Raw genomic sequence first — 18,219 nt, forward strand, 5'->3', positions numbered from 1 at the left:
AATAACCAAAAGGTAATATCTCAAAAAAGCACTTTTGAAAACAAAAACACCAGCAAAATAGCTGGTGTTTTTTATTATTAGTTCACAAAAGTTTTTTGCTTATTTCAACCAAAACTCAGCATCCACTTTTTCCGAAATTATAGATTTTAATGCTGCAATTGGAACACGTTTTTGTTCCATTGTATCTCTATCTCTAATTGTAACCGTTTCATCATTTAATGTATCGTGATCAATCGTAATACAAAAAGGAGTACCATTAGCATCTTGTCTTCTATAACGACGTCCTATAGCATCTTTTTCGTCATAAATCACATTAAATTTCCACTTTAAGTCTTCCACTATTTTCTGAGCTACTTCTGGCAAGTCATCTTTTTTAACCAATGGTAAAATTGCTGCCTTAACAGGTGCAACCACCGCTGGTAATTTTAACACAACTCTACTTGAACCATCTTCTAATTGCTCTTCTTGTAATGCAGTAGAAAATACCGCCAGGAACATTCTGTCTAATCCTACAGAGGTTTCTACAACATAAGGAACATAGCTTTCTTTTAATTCAGGATCAAAGAACTGTAATTTTTTCCCTGAGTATTCTTCGTGTGCTTTCAAGTCGAAATCTGTTCTAGAGTGAATTCCTTCTAACTCTTTAAATCCAAATGGGAAATTAAATTCTATGTCTGCCGCCGCATTTGCATAATGAGCAAGTTTATCATGATCATGGAATCGATAATTTTCTTTCCCTAATCCTAATGACAAATGCCAATTAAGACGTGTATCTTTCCAGTACTCATACCATTTCATTTCTTCTCCAGGACGTACAAAAAACTGCATTTCCATTTGTTCAAATTCTCTCATTCTGAAAATAAATTGTCTAGCAACAATCTCATTTCTAAATGCTTTACCAGTTTGAGCAATCCCAAAAGGAATTTTCATACGACCAGTTTTCTGAACATTTAAAAAATTAACAAAAATACCTTGCGCTGTTTCTGGTCTCAAAAACAAATCTGTTGCAGACTCTGCAGAAGCTCCTAATTTTGTTCCAAACATAAGATTAAACTGTCTTACATCTGTCCAGTTCTTAGATCCAGTATCTGGATCCGCAATACCTAATTCTTCAATTAATGCTTTAACATCTGCAAGATCATCTTCTCCCAAAGATTTTGCTAATCTCTTTAAGATCGTTTCTTTTTGAGATAAATACTTAACTACTCTAGGATTTGTAGATACAAATTGATCTTCATCAAATGAATCCCCAAAACGTTTTTTTGCTTTTGTTATTTCTTTCTGAGCTTTTTGGTATAATTTCTCTGCATAACCTTCAACTAAAACATCAGCTCTAAATCGTTTTTTGGAATCTTTATTATCTATTAACGGATCACTAAATGCATCCACATGACCAGAGGCTTTCCAAGTAGTAGGATGCATAAATATAGCTGCGTCCAGACCTACGATATTCTGATGCATATACACCATACTTTTCCACCAATATTCGCGTATATTCTTTTTTAGTTCTGCTCCGTTCTGTCCATAATCATATACTGCGCTCAATCCATCATAGATCTCACTAGAACCAAAAATATACCCATACTCTTTTGCATGGGCTATAACTTTTTTAAATTTATCTTCTTGATTTGCCATGGCGCAAAAATAACCGAATTTACAAGAACTGAAAACGAATTTATTCAATTAATGACCTTAAGAAGTAATTTCTGACAAAAACATAAAAAAACCACCATATTAATACTAACATGGTGGTTCATCTATATTGTAAATACTACTTTATTTCAGTTCAAACTGTGTATTAGAAATCATTCTAGGTCCAGAGAATAAGTTTACCACATAATTCCCTTTTACCAATTCTCCTTCTACTGCATCTACCAGAACACAAACATCCAAAGCATCATTTTCATAAAAAACTTTGTTACGTCCACTATAAGTAAGAACGGCATCATCAAAATTTACAGATACTTTATCTCCGATTAAGTTATTTTCAGGATTAATTACCTGTACAAATAAATCTTTATCACCCTTCTCTGTTAATTTATTAGGAGAAAGTGTAAAACATACTCTTACTTTCTCTGCTCTGCTTGATCTTGCTGTTGTAGTAATTTTACCACTATTACGCACTCGAACTCCTTCTGCCTTAATTCCAGAAGCTTGTAATGCAGAACCTCTTTCTACTATTTCTGCTAATTTATTATTCTGTGATGCTAAAGAATCAGAGAATACAATTCTTTCGGTTAAAGCGGTATTGGTACTATCTAAATCCGTAGCTAATTGAGCATTTGCTGTAGTTAAACTATCTGCAAGTTTAAATAATCTTTCTCTTTCTTTCTTAAGCTTGCTTACTTCTCTTCTGTATCGAGCAATTAATGCTACATTAGCGTCATAATCTTTTAAGCTATCTAATAAAACCACAACACGTTGCTTTTCTTTAAGCAAATGATCATCCATCACCTCGTTTAGAGCAATTGCATTATCATATTTTGTTATTAATTCTCCTAATTCGCTTTCAATTAAATCCTTTTCTTGTTGCAAAATTGCTTTTTCTCTCTTTTCTTCGTTGTAAAACTTATACGTGAAGATCCCCAGAATTAATAATAGAGCTCCCAGAACACCAATTAGTATCTTAAGGGTCAAGTTATTGTTTTGAGTTGTCATAATAAATTTCTAATTTTTGATGGTTACGTTAAATAGTAAATTTAGTTAAATATAGTAATTAATGTTAATTCACCTAATATGCTAAGCGACTTAGCTTATTTATTCTATCCTATATATTGTGCTGCTTGTGATAACCCATTATATAAGAATGAACGAGTCTTGTGTACTTCTTGTAGACACAAGCTCCCATTAGGTAATTTCCATAAGGTAAACGCTAAAAAGATTGAAAAAGTATTTTATGGGCGTGCCAAAATAGAAAATGCAACCTCTTTATTGGTATTCGAGAAAGGAGGATTAGTACAAAATCTCATACACAACCTTAAATATAGAGGTAGAGAAGAAATAGGAAAAGAACTTGGTATTTGGTTAGGCCATGAACTCTCTCAAAACACTGTTTATCAAGATATTGATATTGTATTACCTGTTCCATTACATCCCAGAAGATTGAGAGAAAGAGGGTTTAATCAAGTGGAGAAATTTGGACAAGAAATCGCCGAAAAATTAAACGCTGAATACATCGATTTCGTTTTGAAAAAAAATTCCTACAATCAAAAACAATCAAAAAATAGCCGATTTACCCGTTGGATGAATACTTCTGAAACATTTGGGGTTCAAAACGAGTCTTTACTGGTAAACAAACACATTTTGATTGTTGACGATATTGTCACTACAGGAGCTACGATAGAAGCTTGTATACAAGTACTCAAATCAATCCCTGGTATTAAAATAAGCATTGCAACTATGGCTATAACGGTATAGATTTTTTGTTTGTTATAAATAGTCGTTTCTTTGTGTTTTTAAAAATTGTAACGGAACTATGTATAAAAGATCCTATACGTTATTGTTTACTGCTTTTTCCTTATTATTGATCATTAGTTGTGCTAAAAAAGGGTCGATAACAGGTGGAGAAAAGGATGAAATTCCTCCGAAATTTGTAAAGGCAACTCCTCCAAATTTTTCGACGAATTTTGACAAGAATGAAATCCGTATTTATTTTGATGAATATGTAAAACTAAAGGACCCACAAAAACAAATCATTATATCTCCTCCGATGGATCCAAAACCAGTGATAACACCATTGGGAGGTGCAAGCAAATATTTGAAAATTAAATTTCTAGATACTTTACTAGAAAACACAACCTATAGCATCAATTTTGGTCAAAGTGTAGTTGACAATAACGAAGGAAATCCAAATCCTTTTTTTAGATATGTTTTCTCTACTGGAAACTCTCTTGACTCGCTTAAAATACAAGGTTCCATTGGTGATGCATTAGAAAAAGAAGCAGATCCTTTTATAACTGTGGCCTTGTATGAGATTGATGAAAATTACTCAGATTCCTTAGTGTTTAATGAAGTTCCAAGATATATAACCAGTACATTGGACAGTATTAATTTTAACCTTGATAATCTAAGACAAGGAAAATATAAGTTAATTGCTCTGAAAGATGTAGGAACTAATTATACCTATGAACCAAAACAGGATAAAATTGGGTTTTATGAAGGTGTTTTGAATTTACCTGCGGATACTGCAAAAGTTTTAAACCTCAAATTATTTAAAGAAGTTTTAGATTTCGAAGCATTAAAACCTAAACAGGTTTCCAAAAATGCCTTTGTCTTTGGGTATGAAGGAGAGATAGACGCTATGCAGATTCGTATGCTAAGCAACAAACCTGAAAACTTTGAAACTAGAATATTTCAGGATAAAGAGAAAGACACTTTACATTATTGGTTTAAACCGTTTTTTGAAGCGGATTCTCTGATTTTTGAAGTATCTAACAGCAAAAATTTTAAAGACACATTGGTCGCAAGATTTAAGGATCAATATAAAGACTCTTTAAAACTTAGTAACAATGTAAAAGGCAGTATGGCCTTTAATCAGAATTTCACATTATCTGCAAATACCCCAATAGCATCTATAAATGATCAATTAATTTCATTAACAGATAAAGACACCTTAACAGTTCCATTTTCTATACAATTAGACAAAACAAGCAATGAGGCTACGTTTACTTTCGAAAGAACAGAAAGTAATTCTTACAATATGCAATTATTGCCTGAAGCGGTTACGGATTTTATTGGAAACGTAAATGATACGATTAATTTTAACTTTAGAACCAAAAAACTTGCTGATTACGGTTCGATTTTTCTAACCCTTAAGAAAGTCAAAAAATATCCAGTATTGGTGCAAGCAACGGATGAAAAAGGAAAATTTATTGACGAGAAAATTGCCAAAAATGAAGAAACCATTGTTTTTGATAACTTGAATCCTGGAAAATACAACCTAAGAGTTATTTTTGACACCAATAATAATGGGAAATGGGATACTGGTAATTTTCTAAAAGGAATTCAACCTGAAGAAGTAGTATACTACCCAGAAACAATTGATGTTAGAGCCAATTGGGAGTTAAAACAAACTTTTATTTTAGAGTAATCTGAAAATCATCTGCATCATTAAGAAAAGGAAGCTTGTTACGAGTATTTTGGATATGAGACTTTTCTAACCTGGCATACAAGGTTGTTTCTTTTTCAATCGGATTTTCTTCTAATACAGAATTTCCTAACACATCATATACTGCAGAGTGACCGTTATATTCATAACCTTTACCATCTAATCCAACTCGATTCACACCAATACAATAAGACATGTTTTCTATTGCTCTTGCTTTTAATAGGGCATCCCAAGCATTCACTCTTGGTTTTGGCCAACTTGCTACATATAACAAAACATCATATCCTGAAGTATTCCTTGCCCAAACAGGGAATCTAAGATCGTAACAAACCTGTGGTTTTATTTTCCATCCTTTATATGATATGATCACATCCTCCATACCAGCAGTAAATACCTCTTCTTCCTTTGCTAAGGTAAATAATTGGTGTTTGTCATATTTCTGTACAGTCCCATCAGGCGTCACAAACAGAAAACGATTATAATAGCGATCTATATCTTTAATAATAATACTACCACAGATCGCACAATTTTTTTCTTTAGCCAATTTCTTTAACCAATTAATGGTTTCTCCATCCATAGTCTCAGCAACCTCAACTGCATTCATGGTAAAACCAGTATTGAACATTTCTGGTAACACAATCAGATCAACTTTTTGATCCATAAGATTAATCTTTTGTTCAAAATTTGATCTGTTCTGTATTGGATTCTCCCAAGATAAATGGGATTGGATTAAAGCAATTTCTAGTGTTGCATTCATTTGCTAAAAATAATGAAATCATATCTTCTTAGAAAGACTTAATATACTATTCATTTTCATCATCGATAGTAGTACTTTCAAAGTGAGCAGTTTTCTTTTTAGAAGAAACAATGATTTTATTTATTTGAGACTTTTCAATTTTATCAATATCAGACTCTTCAATAATAAAATCTATGCGAGTTATACTTCTATTAGATACATTTGAAAAATCAGATTCTATTTCTTGCATATCCGAAATTAAATTCAACTCAAAATTCTCGCCTTTAATCAAAAGATTTGCTCCTTTCCAGGTTTTAATATGAAAGCTTCCTAAAATAATAGTTTTTACATAATAATAACCTGCCAACTCAACAATATCCATATAAATCTCATTTAATTGAGATTTAGCAAACTTTGTCCCTTCTACTTTAATAATAATATCTTCGGTATAGGTATCAACATGTAATTTTTCCATTGCTTTCACATTACCAAGAGCTGCTTGCACTTTAAGAATAGAATGTTTTAAACTCATAATTTAGGTTTAGATTTCAAAAATAACTTTTCATTTAAAATTACAAACATTCTGATTTATATTTTATCAATTTAGGTAGCACGTTTTAAATTAGATTAAAAGTAAACTAAGTATGAGATTTAACAACAGAAATTTGACAGTCCAATAATCATCAATATTTGAGCAGTTTACACTCGTCATTTTTCCAGAAAATCCTTATTTTCGCAGACTTAATAGAAAGAACGATCCAATGAGCACGAAGTTTCCTGAATATAAAGGACTTAACTTGCCAAAAGTGGCAGATGATATACTACAATTCTGGCAGCAGAATAATATTTTTGAGAAAAGTATTTCTGAACGAGAAGATGCAACTCCTTTTGTATTTTTTGAAGGGCCTCCTTCTGCAAATGGGCTGCCTGGAATTCACCATGTAATGGCTCGTGCTATTAAAGATATTTTTTGCCGATATAAAACCCAAAAAGGATATCAGGTTAAACGTAAAGCTGGTTGGGATACTCATGGACTTCCTGTAGAATTAGGGGTAGAAAAAGAATTGGGGATTACCAAAGAAGATATCGGTAAAAAAATAACCGTAGAAGAATATAATGAGGCTTGTAAAAAAGCCGTGATGCGTTATACAGATATCTGGAATGATCTTACAGAAAAGATCGGATATTGGGTTGATATGGAAGATCCGTACATCACCTACAAAGCCAAGTACATGGAAACAGTATGGTGGTTACTTTCAGAAATTTATAAGAAAGGATTACTGTACAAAGGATATACTATTCAACCATATTCTCCTAAAGCAGGAACAGGACTAAGCTCACATGAGCTTAATCAACCAGGAACCTATCAGGATGTAACCGATACTACAGTAGTAGCTCAGTTTAAGGCAAAAAAAGAAACACTACCATCATTTCTAGAAGATATACAAGGTGATATTCATTTCTTAGCTTGGACAACTACACCATGGACATTACCATCTAATACTGCACTTACTGTTGGGCCAAAAATTGACTATGTAGTTGTAAAAACTTTCAATCAATATACTTTTGAACCAATCCATGTGATTCTTGCTAAAAACCTTGTTGGGAAGCAATTTACTGGAAAATTTATATTGGCAGAAAATGAAGAAACTCTTAACACCTTTAAAGAAGGCGATAAGAAGATTCCATATATTATTCTTAAGGAATTCAAGGGAGCTGATCTTGTGGAGATTCGTTATGAACAATTGCTAGATTATGCTACTCCTTACAATAATCCAGAACACGCATTTAGAGTAATTTCTGGTGATTTTGTAACAACCGAAGATGGTACGGGTATCGTACATACGGCACCAACTTTTGGAGCAGATGATGCTATGGTAGCAAAACAAGCTACTCCAGAGGTTCCGCCATTATTGGTTAAAGATGATAACGACAATTTAGTCCCATTGGTAGATTTGCAAGGTAAATTCACAAAACATCTGGGAGAATTTGCTGGTAAATATGTAAAAAATGAATATTATAATGATGGTGAAGCTCCAGAAAAATCTGTAGATGTAGAAATTGCTATCAAACTAAAAATAGAAAACAAAGCCTTTAAGGTTGAAAAATATGTACACAGTTATCCAAACTGTTGGCGTACCGATAAACCCGTTTTATATTATCCATTAGATTCTTGGTTTATAAAAGTAACCGATTTTAAGGATCGTATGCATGAACTTAATTTAGGTATTAATTGGAAGCCAAAAGCAACAGGAGAAGGACGTTTTGGAAATTGGTTAGCTAACGCCAATGATTGGAATCTATCCAGATCTCGTTTCTGGGGAATCCCTTTACCTATATGGCGTACAGAAGATGGTAAAGAAGAAATGATCATCGGATCTGTAGAAGAATTAAAAACTGAAATGTCTAAAGCTATAGGAGCTGGAGTTCTCGAAGCAGATATTTTTGCAGATTTTATAGTTGGAGATATGAGTGAGGAAAACTATGATAAAATAGATCTTCATAAAAATGTAGTTGATAAGATTACTTTAGTTTCTCCATCTGGAAAGCCAATGAAGCGAGAAAGTGATCTGATTGATGTATGGTTTGATTCGGGATCTATGCCATACGCGCAATGGCATTATCCTTTTGAAAATAAAGAAAAGGTTGAATCTGGTGAGAAAAAAGCAGATTTTATTGCAGAAGGTGTAGATCAAACACGTGGATGGTTTTATACATTACACGCTATTGGAACTATGATTTTTGATGATGTGGCTTATAAAAATGTAGTCTCTAATGGTTTAGTATTGGACAAAAATGGTCAAAAAATGTCTAAGCGATTAGGTAATGCTGTAGATCCATTCGATACTTTAAAAGCTTATGGCCCTGATGCTACCAGATGGTACATGATCAGTAATGCCAATCCTTGGGATAATCTAAAATTTGATTCTGAAGGTATTGCAGAAGTACGACGTAAGTTTTTTGGTACATTATATAATACTTATTCCTTTTTTACATTATATGCCAACATCGATAATTTTACGTATGCTGAAGCCGATATTCCGTTGGCAGAACGTCCAGAAATTGATCGATGGATATTAAGTGAGTTGCATACATTGATTAAAAATGTAGATCAATATTATAACGAATATGAACCAACAAAGGCTACACGAGCTATTTCTGATTTTGTGCAGGAAAATCTTAGTAACTGGTTTGTTCGTTTAAGTCGAAGAAGATATTGGAAAGGAGATTATCAACAAGATAAAATATCAGCATATCAGACTTTATACACTTGTATGCTTACCGTTGCAAAACTTGGTGCTCCTGTCGCGCCATTCTTTATGGACCGCTTGTATAAAGATTTGACGTCTAATTCGGAACAAAAAACTTTTGAAAGTGTTCATTTGGCGCATTTCCCAGAATACGACAGTTCATTTGTAGATAAAGCACTGGAACATAAAATGCAAAAAGCACAATCAGTATGTTCTTTAGTCCTTTCATTACGTCAAAAAGAAAAGATCAAAGTACGCCAGCCATTGCAACGAATTATGATTCCTGTATTGAATGATACCGACAAAGCAGAAATAAATGATATCGCAGGACTTATAAAAAGTGAAGTGAATGTTAAAGAAATTGAGCTGTTAGATGATGCTTCTGGTATATTAGTAAAACAAATTAAGCCTAATTTTAAAAATTTAGGTCCTCGTTTCGGAAAAGATATGAAGCTGATTGCTAGTAAGATACAATCTTTTGATCAAGAAGCTATTAAAATTCTTGAACAAACTGGCAAATTTGATATAGAAATTAATGATAAAATTATTACTTTAGAAACCGATGATGTGGAAATCAGCTCTCAGGATATTGAAGGTTGGTTGGTTGCAAATTCAGGTTCCCTTACCGTAGCATTGGATATAACCATAACTCCAGCACTTAAAAAAGAAGGGATTGCCAGAGAACTTGTAAACAGAATCCAAAATATTCGTAAGGATAGCGGATTAGAGGTGACTGATCGTATAGAAATAGTAATAAAAGAAAACAAATCGATACAAGAAGCGGTTGCAACCAATGAAGCATACATCAAAAATGAAACCTTAACCGAGACAATTGAATTTGCAACAGATGTAATAAATGGTACAGAAATTGCGTTTGACGACATTGCAACCCAATTGGTAATAAAAAAACAATAAGAGTATGGCAGAAGATGTAAAAGTAAGGTATAGTGACAACGATTTAGCGATGTTCAAAGAAATTATCGTTGACAAAATGGAAAAAGCACAGAAAGACTTAGAATTGTTACAAAGTGCTTACAAAAATGATGGAAATAATGGTACAGATGACACCTCTCCAACATTTAAAGCTTTTGAAGAAGGAAGCGAGACTATGTCTAAAGAAGCAAATACACAACTTGCAATTAGACAAGAGAAATTTGTACGTGATTTAAAGAATGCTTTGTTACGTATTGAAAACAAAACATATGGTATTTGTCGTGTAACGGGAAAACTTATTAACCCAGAGCGATTAAAACTCGTTCCTCATGCAACACTTAGTATAGAAGCTAAGAATATGCAGAGCTAACAAATAATAAAATATTGTACTTTTAAAGTGCTTTCCAAAGATTGGGAAGCACTTTTTTTATTTCCTAATGTAACCTTTTTAAAAAACTCAGGTATTACTAATAGAAGCTAACCAAAAAGAGTGACATCTTGAAAAATTCAACTGACGAAGAATTAATGATTCTGGTATCTAAGGGAAACTTAGATATGATGAGTATCCTTTTCGATCGATACCATATAAGAATATTTAATTTTTTACTAAAAATGACGAGAGATCGGGATATCAGTCAGGATATTACTCAAGAGGTGTTCTATAAAGCTATAAAGTATAGAGCTTCTTATAAAAATGGTAAGTTTTCATCATGGATATATACTATTGCCAGAAATATATTCTCAGATCATTATCAACGTCAAAAAAATAAAGATCAACGATTAGACAATATCGAATACAAAATAGAAAGAGAAGAAACTGATAGCATAGCACAAGATGAAATTAAGGAACAACTGCATAGAGCATTAGAACAATTAAATCATGGAGATAGAGAATTAGTCATCATGAATAGATATCAAGGTATCAAGTATCAGGAAATTGCTGAGATAACAGGTTCTACTGCAGGAGCGGTAAAGACCAAGGTACATAGAGCAATTCATAAATTAAAGGATCATTACCTACAAAACATATAACGATATGAACTGTAAAAAGATAGAAAACAAACTCATCGATTATATTGATCGCAATCTAGATCAGGAAACATATAAAGCTATTACAGCTCATCTTACTACCTGTAATAATTGTAAAGAATCATTACAGGAACTAAAATTAGTTTTTGAAAGAATTGATAATGATTCACAAGAATTACCTGACCTGAAGATGAAGATGAATTTTGAAGAAATGCTTCAAAAAGAAAAAAGTCTAATGAGTGAGTCAAAAGTGGTTTCATTAGATAATTCTTGGAAAAACCATTGGAAGACTGCTTTGCAAGTTGCTGCTACTATTGCACTAGTTGTTTCAAGTTTTTTTTACGGAAAATATCAAAATGATGAATCCATTGCCAAAGAAGTAGCCATATTAAAAAAAGAAAAAGTACAGTTAAAGCAAGAAGTAACTATTTCTCTTATTGAAAATGAATCTGCCAGTAAACGTTTACAAGCAGTAAACTACGCAGAAGAATTTGATAAACCAGGAAATGAGATATTGAAAGCTTTAATTAATAAAATGTTTTATGACAACCATATTAATGTGCGACTTGCTGCAGCAGAAGCGCTTAGTAAATTTTCGGATGTAGAAATGGTTCGTAAATCATTAATCGATGCTTTGGAGATTGAAAAAGATCCAGGCATGCAAATTGAATTAATTCAAATATTAGTTTCTATACATGAAAAACGCGCAGTTCCTTCTATGGAAAAGTTACTTCAAAATGAAGCAACACCAAATTATGTAAAAGATCAGGTAACGATTGGTCTACCAAATTTAATTTAAAAATTTCAATCAAAAATCAATAAAAAAGAACAAATGAAAAATATAGCAATCGCCATAGTATTATTCATGACTATAGGGCATTTACAAGCACAGACAAATTACACTAATGATTTGCAAGGAATTAAAAAGGTGAAAATTAGTTCAGAATCGAGTGTATCAATTAAGGTACATAACAAAAATGAAATATTAATTATTGGAGAAGATCGCGAACTACCCAAAAAAGCAAAAGGCCTAAAAGCGGTATATGCAGGTGGTTCTGATAATACTGGTATTGGTGTTTTTATTAAAAGAGAAGGAGATATCTTACTTGTAAAAAATTTAAAGAACATGCACAGTAATACACTCGAATTATTTCTTCCAAAAGAAATTAACGTTTCTCTATCTAGGAATAGTTTAGGAGATGTAGAAATAGCAGGGTTTTCTTCGGAAATTGAAGCTTCTACAAATATGGGAGCCATAACACTCAAAGATATTACAGGGCCCGTTGTTGCAAGAACAGGTACAGGTGATATTAATGTTATTTTTGAAAAGGTAAATCAAAAATCCCCCATTTCACTAGTCTCCGCAGCAGGATCAATAGATATTAGCCTTCCTTCTAATACACCAACTAACTTAAAACTAAAAACCACAATGGGAGAAATCTTTACGGATTTTGAACTCAAGTTCCCTGATGAAATTAAAAACATGAAAGTTGTAGGGGCACGAAGAACCATTGAAACCGAATTAAATAACGGAGGAGTAGAAATAAGTTTACGTTCTGCAACTGGAAATATATATCTAAGAAAACAATAAAAAGGTCATTCATCAATCAAAAACAAAACATCATGAAAATTTTAGTAAATCTAATCGTATTTTGCTGTATTGCACTTCAACTAAATGCTCAAAAAGTAATTGAAAAAGAGATCAACACAACTGCAGACCAAATTAAAATAGAATTTAAATTTGCAGAGGACATTAGTATCAAAACCTGGGACAAGAATACCGTCTATCTCAAAGCTGAAGTAAGCATCAACGATGGAGAATTTGACGATTATTATGATTTAAAAATAAATAACTCTTCATCTATTTTGAACATAGAATCAACCTATGGAGATTTATTCAAGAAATGGAATAAAAAAAAGGGGGAGAACAAAAAGAATAATTGGGGACCTTGTAATAATCTAAACATGGAAGCCAATTACACTATATATATTCCTAAAAGTGCCAAATTAAAAGTTAAAAGCATTTCAGGTAATGTCGAATCTGAAAATTACCAAGGAGATCTAGAAGTAGATATTATCAGTGGAAATATTGATATTAAAAAATATGGTGGAGAGCTTACGCTAAAAACCATTAGCGGCGATATTGATATTAATATTTCTCAATCCAAGTTATTAGCAGAAACTATTACTGGACTCATTTATTCTGATAAAGAAATGGAGTTTGATCAGGGTAAAAACAGAATGGTTGGCAGTAAGGTAACGGGTACCTTTGGTAATGTTAAAAGCAATTTGCATCTAAAAACTATTAGTGGAGATATTTTCTTAAGAAAACAGTAATAATCGTATAGTACCAAAATCTTAGGAGATAGTACTTTATAACATCAGAAAAAAAGCTACCTTAGAAAAATATGAGGCAGCTTTTTTTCTTTTGTACCTTCCTTTTATTATCAATGTCCTTGCTATCGCAATCAACTTTTGACAAAAGTACAGATGCCACTGATATCAAAGAGTTAACGATCATTCTAGACAATACGTTTTTGATAGAAATCTCAAATACTTCAGAAAACAAAATCATAGCAAGTGCAATCTCAGAAGGTGAGTATCAAAATAATATGCTATTAAAAATGCAACGAGATGAGCATAAAATTATAATCCAAGATGACATTCAACCTTTTTCAAAAAATCATAATGATAAACTTAGTGCTCATAAGGTTACTTCTTTAAAAATAAAAATTCAGATTCCACAGCATATTAAAGTAACCATTAGGTCAAGAATTGCGTCATTAGAAATAAATGCTATACTAAAATCGTTATTTGTAGAGCTTAATTCTGGCAATTGTCAGCTACATCATTTTATTGGTAATGCAAAAATTAACACGTTGACTGGAGATATTATGTTGTTCACAAAAAATGCAACAATTAAGACATCCACAAAATCTGGAATTATCAATTCTGAAAGCATTTGGGGGCAACATCAAATAGAACTAAATTCCATAAGCGGAAATATAAGTGTATACAAAACAAAATAAAACACTATTTTTGTCCGTCACTATTCTGAAATCATAGAAATTTATGTCTCTTAAGAAATCTATTTTAGTTATCATCATAGTTCTGCTAATAGATCAGATTTCCAAAATATATATCAAAACTAATTTTACATTACACGAAGAAGTTCCAGTGTTTAGTTGGTTTAGAATTGTATTTGTAGAAAACAAAGGAATGGCGTGGGGAGTTGAGCTACCAGGTAATTATGGCAAATTAATACTTACACTATTCAGACTGGTTGCCATAACTGGGATTGGATATTGGTTATATGATTCTGTTCGAAAAAATAGCTCTAAAATACTCACGTTTTGTATTGCTTTAATTTTTGCTGGAGCATTTGGAAATATTATTGACTCAATATTTTATGGTGTTTTATTTAATGCAAGTACGCAGACACAAATAGCAGAATTTTTGCCAGAAGCTGGTGGATATGAAAGTGTATTTTACGGTAAGGTAGTTGATATGATTCAGTTTACTTTTTATGACGACATATTACCAGAATGGATTCCTTTTTGGGGAGGTGAACCCTTCTCTTTCTTTGATCCTGTATTTAATGTTGCTGATTCTGCGATTAGTATTGGAGTTTTTCTACTCTTGGTTTTTAATAAAAGAGCTTTCCCAAAGAAAGAAGCATAATCTTTTACACTAAAATTTTTTCGAAATCATCTAGTTTAATAGGCTTGGTCAAGTAATCTGATACCATTTCGATAGATTTAGCCCTATCAATATCTCTATTATCAATAGAAGAACTTACTACATATAGATCTATTGTGTTACTAATTTTATCTTTGATTTTGGCAAATTCCCGAAGAAACTCCCAACCATCCATAATAGGCATGTTCAAATCAAGAAACACAACCTGAGGAACAACATTTTCTGTGGTATTTTCTATAGAATCAATAAAAAAATCTAACGCTTCTTTACCATTATTAAAAACGATGATTTTCTCCGATAGTTTTTTTATTTCTATAATTTTACTAACTAAATTAACATACATGTTGTCATCATCAATGATGCAAACACTTCTAATCTGTTGGGACATGCTGGGGTAAAAATTAAATCTTAAAATCCTATAACTACTCTTGACATTAAAAATTGTCTACGATTAGTTAAAAGTATATATATTTGATGGAGTGATACAATAATCAAGGCTAATATCTGTTGGTAAAACCTCACTAATCTCCTTTTCAGGATCAAAAAATGAAAGTCCAATTTTAATCGTTTTGGAGTCACATTTTGCTAAGAATATATCATAAAATCCTTTGCCATATCCCACGCGATTTCCTTTTGTATCAAATGCCAACAATGGAACAAAAACCACTTGAATTTTATTTTCAGGTATTGGGATTCCATCTATTGGTTCTGGAATTCCCCAAGAGTTTACTTTTAGCACTGTGGCATCAGTAAGTAAAATATGCTCCAACGTATTATCCTTAAAATTACTCTTAGATACTACTATGTTTTTATCCTTGCCTTGCAAAATATGCATGATAAATTCTGTATTAACTTCTTTTTGTTTTTGAATAGGTAAAAAAACATGATAGAATGCTTGTTCCCAAATCGGTAACTTCAATAAGTTATTTGCAACACTCATGCTTTTATCATCTATTTCTTCCTCATCTAATCGGGATCGCAATCCTTTATACTTAACTCTTAATTCTTTTTTATCCATTTTCTAAGAAGTGAATTCTTTTGTAATCCTAAAAATAGCATCTCCTTTATATACAATCGGCGCTTCATTTACATTAATAATATATCCTGCATTTGTAGCTTTTACCACATGCCTCATTTTACCATAAGGGTCCGTTATGGTGGCAAGAATCTCTCCTTTTTCTACGTACTTTCCAATTGGGATTTTGATATGTAATAACCCACTATATTTGGCACGCATCCAAAAGCTTTTCTTGATAATAATACTTGCTTCATCTTTATTTGGGATCGTAAAATCAGATTTTAACATTTCCAGATGATTTAATATCCTCATGGTTCCAAGTACTCCTTCTACAGCAATATCTCTATTACTATTTTGAGATTTCCCTCCTTCAAACAACAAAATATCTACCTCCTTTTTTGCACAGGCATACCGATATGATCCATCCAGGTTTTTAGATAAAAGAATAAACGAAGTATTAAATATTTTAGCCAAACCTATCAGTTTTTCATTCTTAGGATCAACTCTGATATGTGGCGCATTAAATCTACTCGAGCCTCCTGTATGAAAGTCAAGACAAAAATCTGCAATTGGCAAAATCTCATTGACGAATTGGTACGCAAAACGGCTTGCCAAAGATCCGTTTTTGGTTCCTGGAAAAACCCGATTCAGATCACGTCCATCAGGAAAAAACCGATTCATACTCAAAAACCCGAACACATTAAGTACTGGAATACAAATAATAGTTCCCTTAGCTGGTTTATTAATCTTTTTTGCTATAATTTGTCTAACAACTTCTACTCCATTAATTTCATCACCATGAATTCCAGCAGTAATTAAAACTGTAGGGCCTGGTTCATTAGATCGCTCAATAATAATAGGTATTTCTACCTTGGTAGAGGTATATAATTTGGCAATATTAAAATTAATTTGCTTGCTTGCTCCGAGCGGAATCTCTTCTCCAAGGATACTTAGTATGTCTTTCTCTTTTATCATATAACTGCTATACACTTCTTTCGATATAACGAATAATCGTTTTTGCTATATCTTTTCCCGTTGCGCTTTCTATTCCTTCTAAACCAGGTGATGAATTTACTTCAAGAATTAGAGGTCCTCTTTCACTCTGCAACATATCTACTCCTGCTACGCCTAATTTCAAAGCCTTTACTGCTTTTATCGCTGCATTTTCCTCCTCATCACTTAGCGTAATAATCTCGGCAGTGCCTCCTCGATGTAAATTAGATCTAAACTCACCATCTTTTCCTTGTCTTTTCATTGCACCAACCACATGTCCATCAACTACTAATGCCCTAATATCTGATCCCTTTGCTTCTTTAATATATTCCTGAACAATTACTCTTGCTTGTAGTCCATTAAATGCTTCGAGTACCGATTCTGCAGCCGTTTGAGTTTCAGCGAGTACCACGCCCAATCCTTGTGTACCTTCTAATAATTTGATGATGAGTGGTGCGCCTCCTACATGAGATATTACCTCAGAAACATCCTTTGAGTAATTGGTAAACACTGTTTTAGGAAGTCCTAATCCTGCTTTAGATAATATTTGCAAGCTTCGCAACTTATCTCTTGATTGTACTAATGCCTGAGATTGCACAGTTGTAAACACATTCATCATTTCGAATTGTCTTACCACTGCAGTGCCATAAAAAGTTATTGAAGATCCTATTCTTGGGATTACCGCATCTACATGATCTAATTTTTTTCCTCTATAATAAATTTCTGGCTTCTCCTTTTCGATAATAATATCACAGCTTAAAGGATCTATAACTTGCACATTATGTTTACGTTTTATCGCTGCCTGAACCAAAGCATTTGTAGAATATAAACTCGCACTGCGCGATAATATTTTTATGTTCATTAGGATTTTAAGTTATACGACTGATCTTCTAATTGTGGGTCTACCAAAAATCTACCGCTAAGAAACTTACGCCCAATTAATACTGGAAAACGCATATCATCCCTAGAAGATAATGTAAGTGTGATCAGCTGAGTTTCATTGAATAAAGTAATTTTAGTTCTTATGGCATATCGCACCTCTACTTTACCATTACTACTTTTTACAGCGGTTATATCGTAGTTTTTAAAAGTAAATTTCTTGCCATTGTATTCTGGATGTGTGGGATCGAGAAATCGACACTCTAAGATCTGACCTACTTCTTTGATTTCTTTACAATGTATTGAAGAAGTATACGCTCCTGTATCAACTTTTGCATCGATATCTTGCAAATCTAAAAGTGAAAAATCCACTTTGTCAGTCCTGCCAATTATTTTCTTCTGATTTTCCAAAAAAATAACTTTAGAATAATATAGTTACTAAAGTAATAAAAAACCTGATGGATTCTATACTCTTATGCTTTTTAATAGTTAAATTCATCTTACTTTTTTAACACAATTTAATCCTAGTAAGTGTACTTAATAATTGCAGCAAAGCATTAAATTTACACTTAGA

At 32.5% G+C, this 18,219-nt stretch carries 19 protein-coding genes; 10 read left to right on the forward strand and 9 right to left on the reverse strand.

Annotation, left to right across the window (positions count from 1 at the left end; all coding sequences use genetic code 11):
- Nucleotides 1-99: 99 nt before the first annotated feature.
- Nucleotides 100-1,635, reverse strand: a complete 1,536-nt coding sequence (locus QBK95_RS10960; protein ID WP_280933601.1) for a glycine--tRNA ligase — start codon at nt 1,633-1,635, stop codon at nt 100-102.
- A gap of 141 nt (nt 1,636-1,776) precedes the next feature.
- The gene (locus QBK95_RS10965; protein ID WP_280933603.1) at nt 1,777-2,658 is read right to left on the reverse strand and encodes a DUF8428 domain-containing protein; all 882 of its coding nucleotides are present in this window, start codon (nt 2,656-2,658) and stop codon (nt 1,777-1,779) included.
- Nucleotides 2,659-2,736: 78 nt separating this feature from the next.
- On the opposite strand from QBK95_RS10965, the gene QBK95_RS10970 reads away from it, so the two are divergent.
- A complete protein-coding gene (locus QBK95_RS10970; protein ID WP_280933605.1) occupies nt 2,737-3,417 on the forward strand; it encodes a ComF family protein in 681 nt (226 codons plus the stop codon).
- Nucleotides 3,418-3,475: 58 nt separating this feature from the next.
- Nucleotides 3,476-5,089, forward strand: a complete 1,614-nt coding sequence (locus QBK95_RS10975) for an Ig-like domain-containing protein (protein WP_280933607.1) — start codon at nt 3,476-3,478, stop codon at nt 5,087-5,089.
- On the opposite strand, the gene QBK95_RS10980 is transcribed toward QBK95_RS10975, so the two are convergent.
- Nucleotides 5,076-5,864 carry an amidohydrolase gene (locus QBK95_RS10980; RefSeq protein ID WP_280933609.1) on the reverse strand — a complete coding sequence of 263 codons (789 nt, stop codon included), beginning with the start codon at nt 5,862-5,864 and terminating at the stop codon, nt 5,076-5,078. The two genes, QBK95_RS10975 and QBK95_RS10980, sit on opposite strands and share 14 nt — an antisense overlap.
- Nucleotides 5,865-5,910: 46 nt before the next feature.
- The gene (locus QBK95_RS10985; protein ID WP_280933610.1) at nt 5,911-6,375 is read right to left on the reverse strand and encodes a hypothetical protein; all 465 of its coding nucleotides are present in this window, start codon (nt 6,373-6,375) and stop codon (nt 5,911-5,913) included.
- 229 nt (nt 6,376-6,604) lie between these two features.
- On the opposite strand from QBK95_RS10985, the gene ileS reads away from it, so the two are divergent.
- The 8 genes from ileS to QBK95_RS11025 all read left to right on the forward strand — a co-directional run bounded on the left by ileS (nt 6,605) and on the right by QBK95_RS11025 (nt 14,737).
- Nucleotides 6,605-10,009: an isoleucine--tRNA ligase gene (gene ileS, locus QBK95_RS10990; RefSeq protein ID WP_280933611.1), complete on the forward strand. Its 3,405-nt coding sequence runs from the start codon at nt 6,605-6,607 to the stop codon at nt 10,007-10,009.
- Between the two features lie 4 nt (nt 10,010-10,013).
- On the forward strand, nt 10,014-10,397 hold the full coding sequence (locus tag QBK95_RS10995) for a TraR/DksA family transcriptional regulator (RefSeq protein ID WP_280933613.1): 384 nt from the start codon (nt 10,014-10,016) through the stop codon (nt 10,395-10,397).
- A 128-nt stretch (nt 10,398-10,525) separates the two neighbouring features.
- Nucleotides 10,526-11,059, forward strand: a complete 534-nt coding sequence (locus tag QBK95_RS11000) for an RNA polymerase sigma factor (RefSeq protein ID WP_280933616.1) — start codon at nt 10,526-10,528, stop codon at nt 11,057-11,059.
- Nucleotides 11,060-11,063: 4 nt separating this feature from the next.
- Nucleotides 11,064-11,855 (forward strand): HEAT repeat domain-containing protein, encoded by a 792-nt coding sequence (locus QBK95_RS11005; protein WP_280933617.1) that lies wholly within the window; start codon nt 11,064-11,066, stop codon nt 11,853-11,855.
- 33 nt (nt 11,856-11,888) lie between these two features.
- Nucleotides 11,889-12,647, forward strand: coding sequence for a DUF4097 family beta strand repeat-containing protein (locus QBK95_RS11010; protein ID WP_280933619.1), 759 nt, complete (start codon nt 11,889-11,891; stop codon nt 12,645-12,647).
- 32 nt (nt 12,648-12,679) lie between these two features.
- Nucleotides 12,680-13,393 (forward strand): DUF4097 family beta strand repeat-containing protein, encoded by a 714-nt coding sequence (locus tag QBK95_RS11015; RefSeq protein ID WP_280933620.1) that lies wholly within the window; start codon nt 12,680-12,682, stop codon nt 13,391-13,393.
- A gap of 71 nt (nt 13,394-13,464) precedes the next feature.
- A complete protein-coding gene (locus QBK95_RS11020) occupies nt 13,465-14,085 on the forward strand; it encodes a hypothetical protein (protein ID WP_280933621.1) in 621 nt (206 codons plus the stop codon).
- A 43-nt stretch (nt 14,086-14,128) separates the two neighbouring features.
- On the forward strand, nt 14,129-14,737 hold the full coding sequence (locus tag QBK95_RS11025) for a lipoprotein signal peptidase (protein ID WP_280933624.1): 609 nt from the start codon (nt 14,129-14,131) through the stop codon (nt 14,735-14,737).
- Between the two features lie 4 nt (nt 14,738-14,741).
- Here the strand turns inward: QBK95_RS11025 and QBK95_RS11030 are convergent, their stop codons facing one another.
- From QBK95_RS11030 to QBK95_RS11050, 5 genes are all read right to left on the reverse strand, one after another.
- Complete coding sequence (locus QBK95_RS11030; protein ID WP_280933627.1) at nt 14,742-15,143, reverse strand: response regulator; 402 nt, start codon at nt 15,141-15,143, stop codon at nt 14,742-14,744.
- Between the two features lie 63 nt (nt 15,144-15,206).
- A complete protein-coding gene (locus QBK95_RS11035) occupies nt 15,207-15,773 on the reverse strand; it encodes a 5-formyltetrahydrofolate cyclo-ligase (protein WP_280933628.1) in 567 nt (188 codons plus the stop codon).
- A gap of 3 nt (nt 15,774-15,776) precedes the next feature.
- On the reverse strand, nt 15,777-16,748 hold the full coding sequence (locus QBK95_RS11040; RefSeq protein ID WP_280933630.1) for a succinylglutamate desuccinylase/aspartoacylase family protein: 972 nt from the start codon (nt 16,746-16,748) through the stop codon (nt 15,777-15,779).
- Nucleotides 16,749-16,755: 7 nt separating this feature from the next.
- Nucleotides 16,756-17,628: a 30S ribosomal protein S6--L-glutamate ligase gene (gene rimK, locus QBK95_RS11045; RefSeq protein ID WP_280933631.1), complete on the reverse strand. Its 873-nt coding sequence runs from the start codon at nt 17,626-17,628 to the stop codon at nt 16,756-16,758.
- On the reverse strand, nt 17,628-18,056 hold the full coding sequence (locus tag QBK95_RS11050) for an ATP-dependent zinc protease family protein (RefSeq protein ID WP_280933633.1): 429 nt from the start codon (nt 18,054-18,056) through the stop codon (nt 17,628-17,630). Before QBK95_RS11050 ends, rimK begins: the two co-directional genes overlap by 1 nt.
- Nucleotides 18,057-18,219: the final 163 nt, after the last annotated feature.

This window comes from Aquimarina mycalae, from assembly GCF_029906345.1.
In the GTDB taxonomy this organism is placed as follows: domain Bacteria; phylum Bacteroidota; class Bacteroidia; order Flavobacteriales; family Flavobacteriaceae; genus Aquimarina.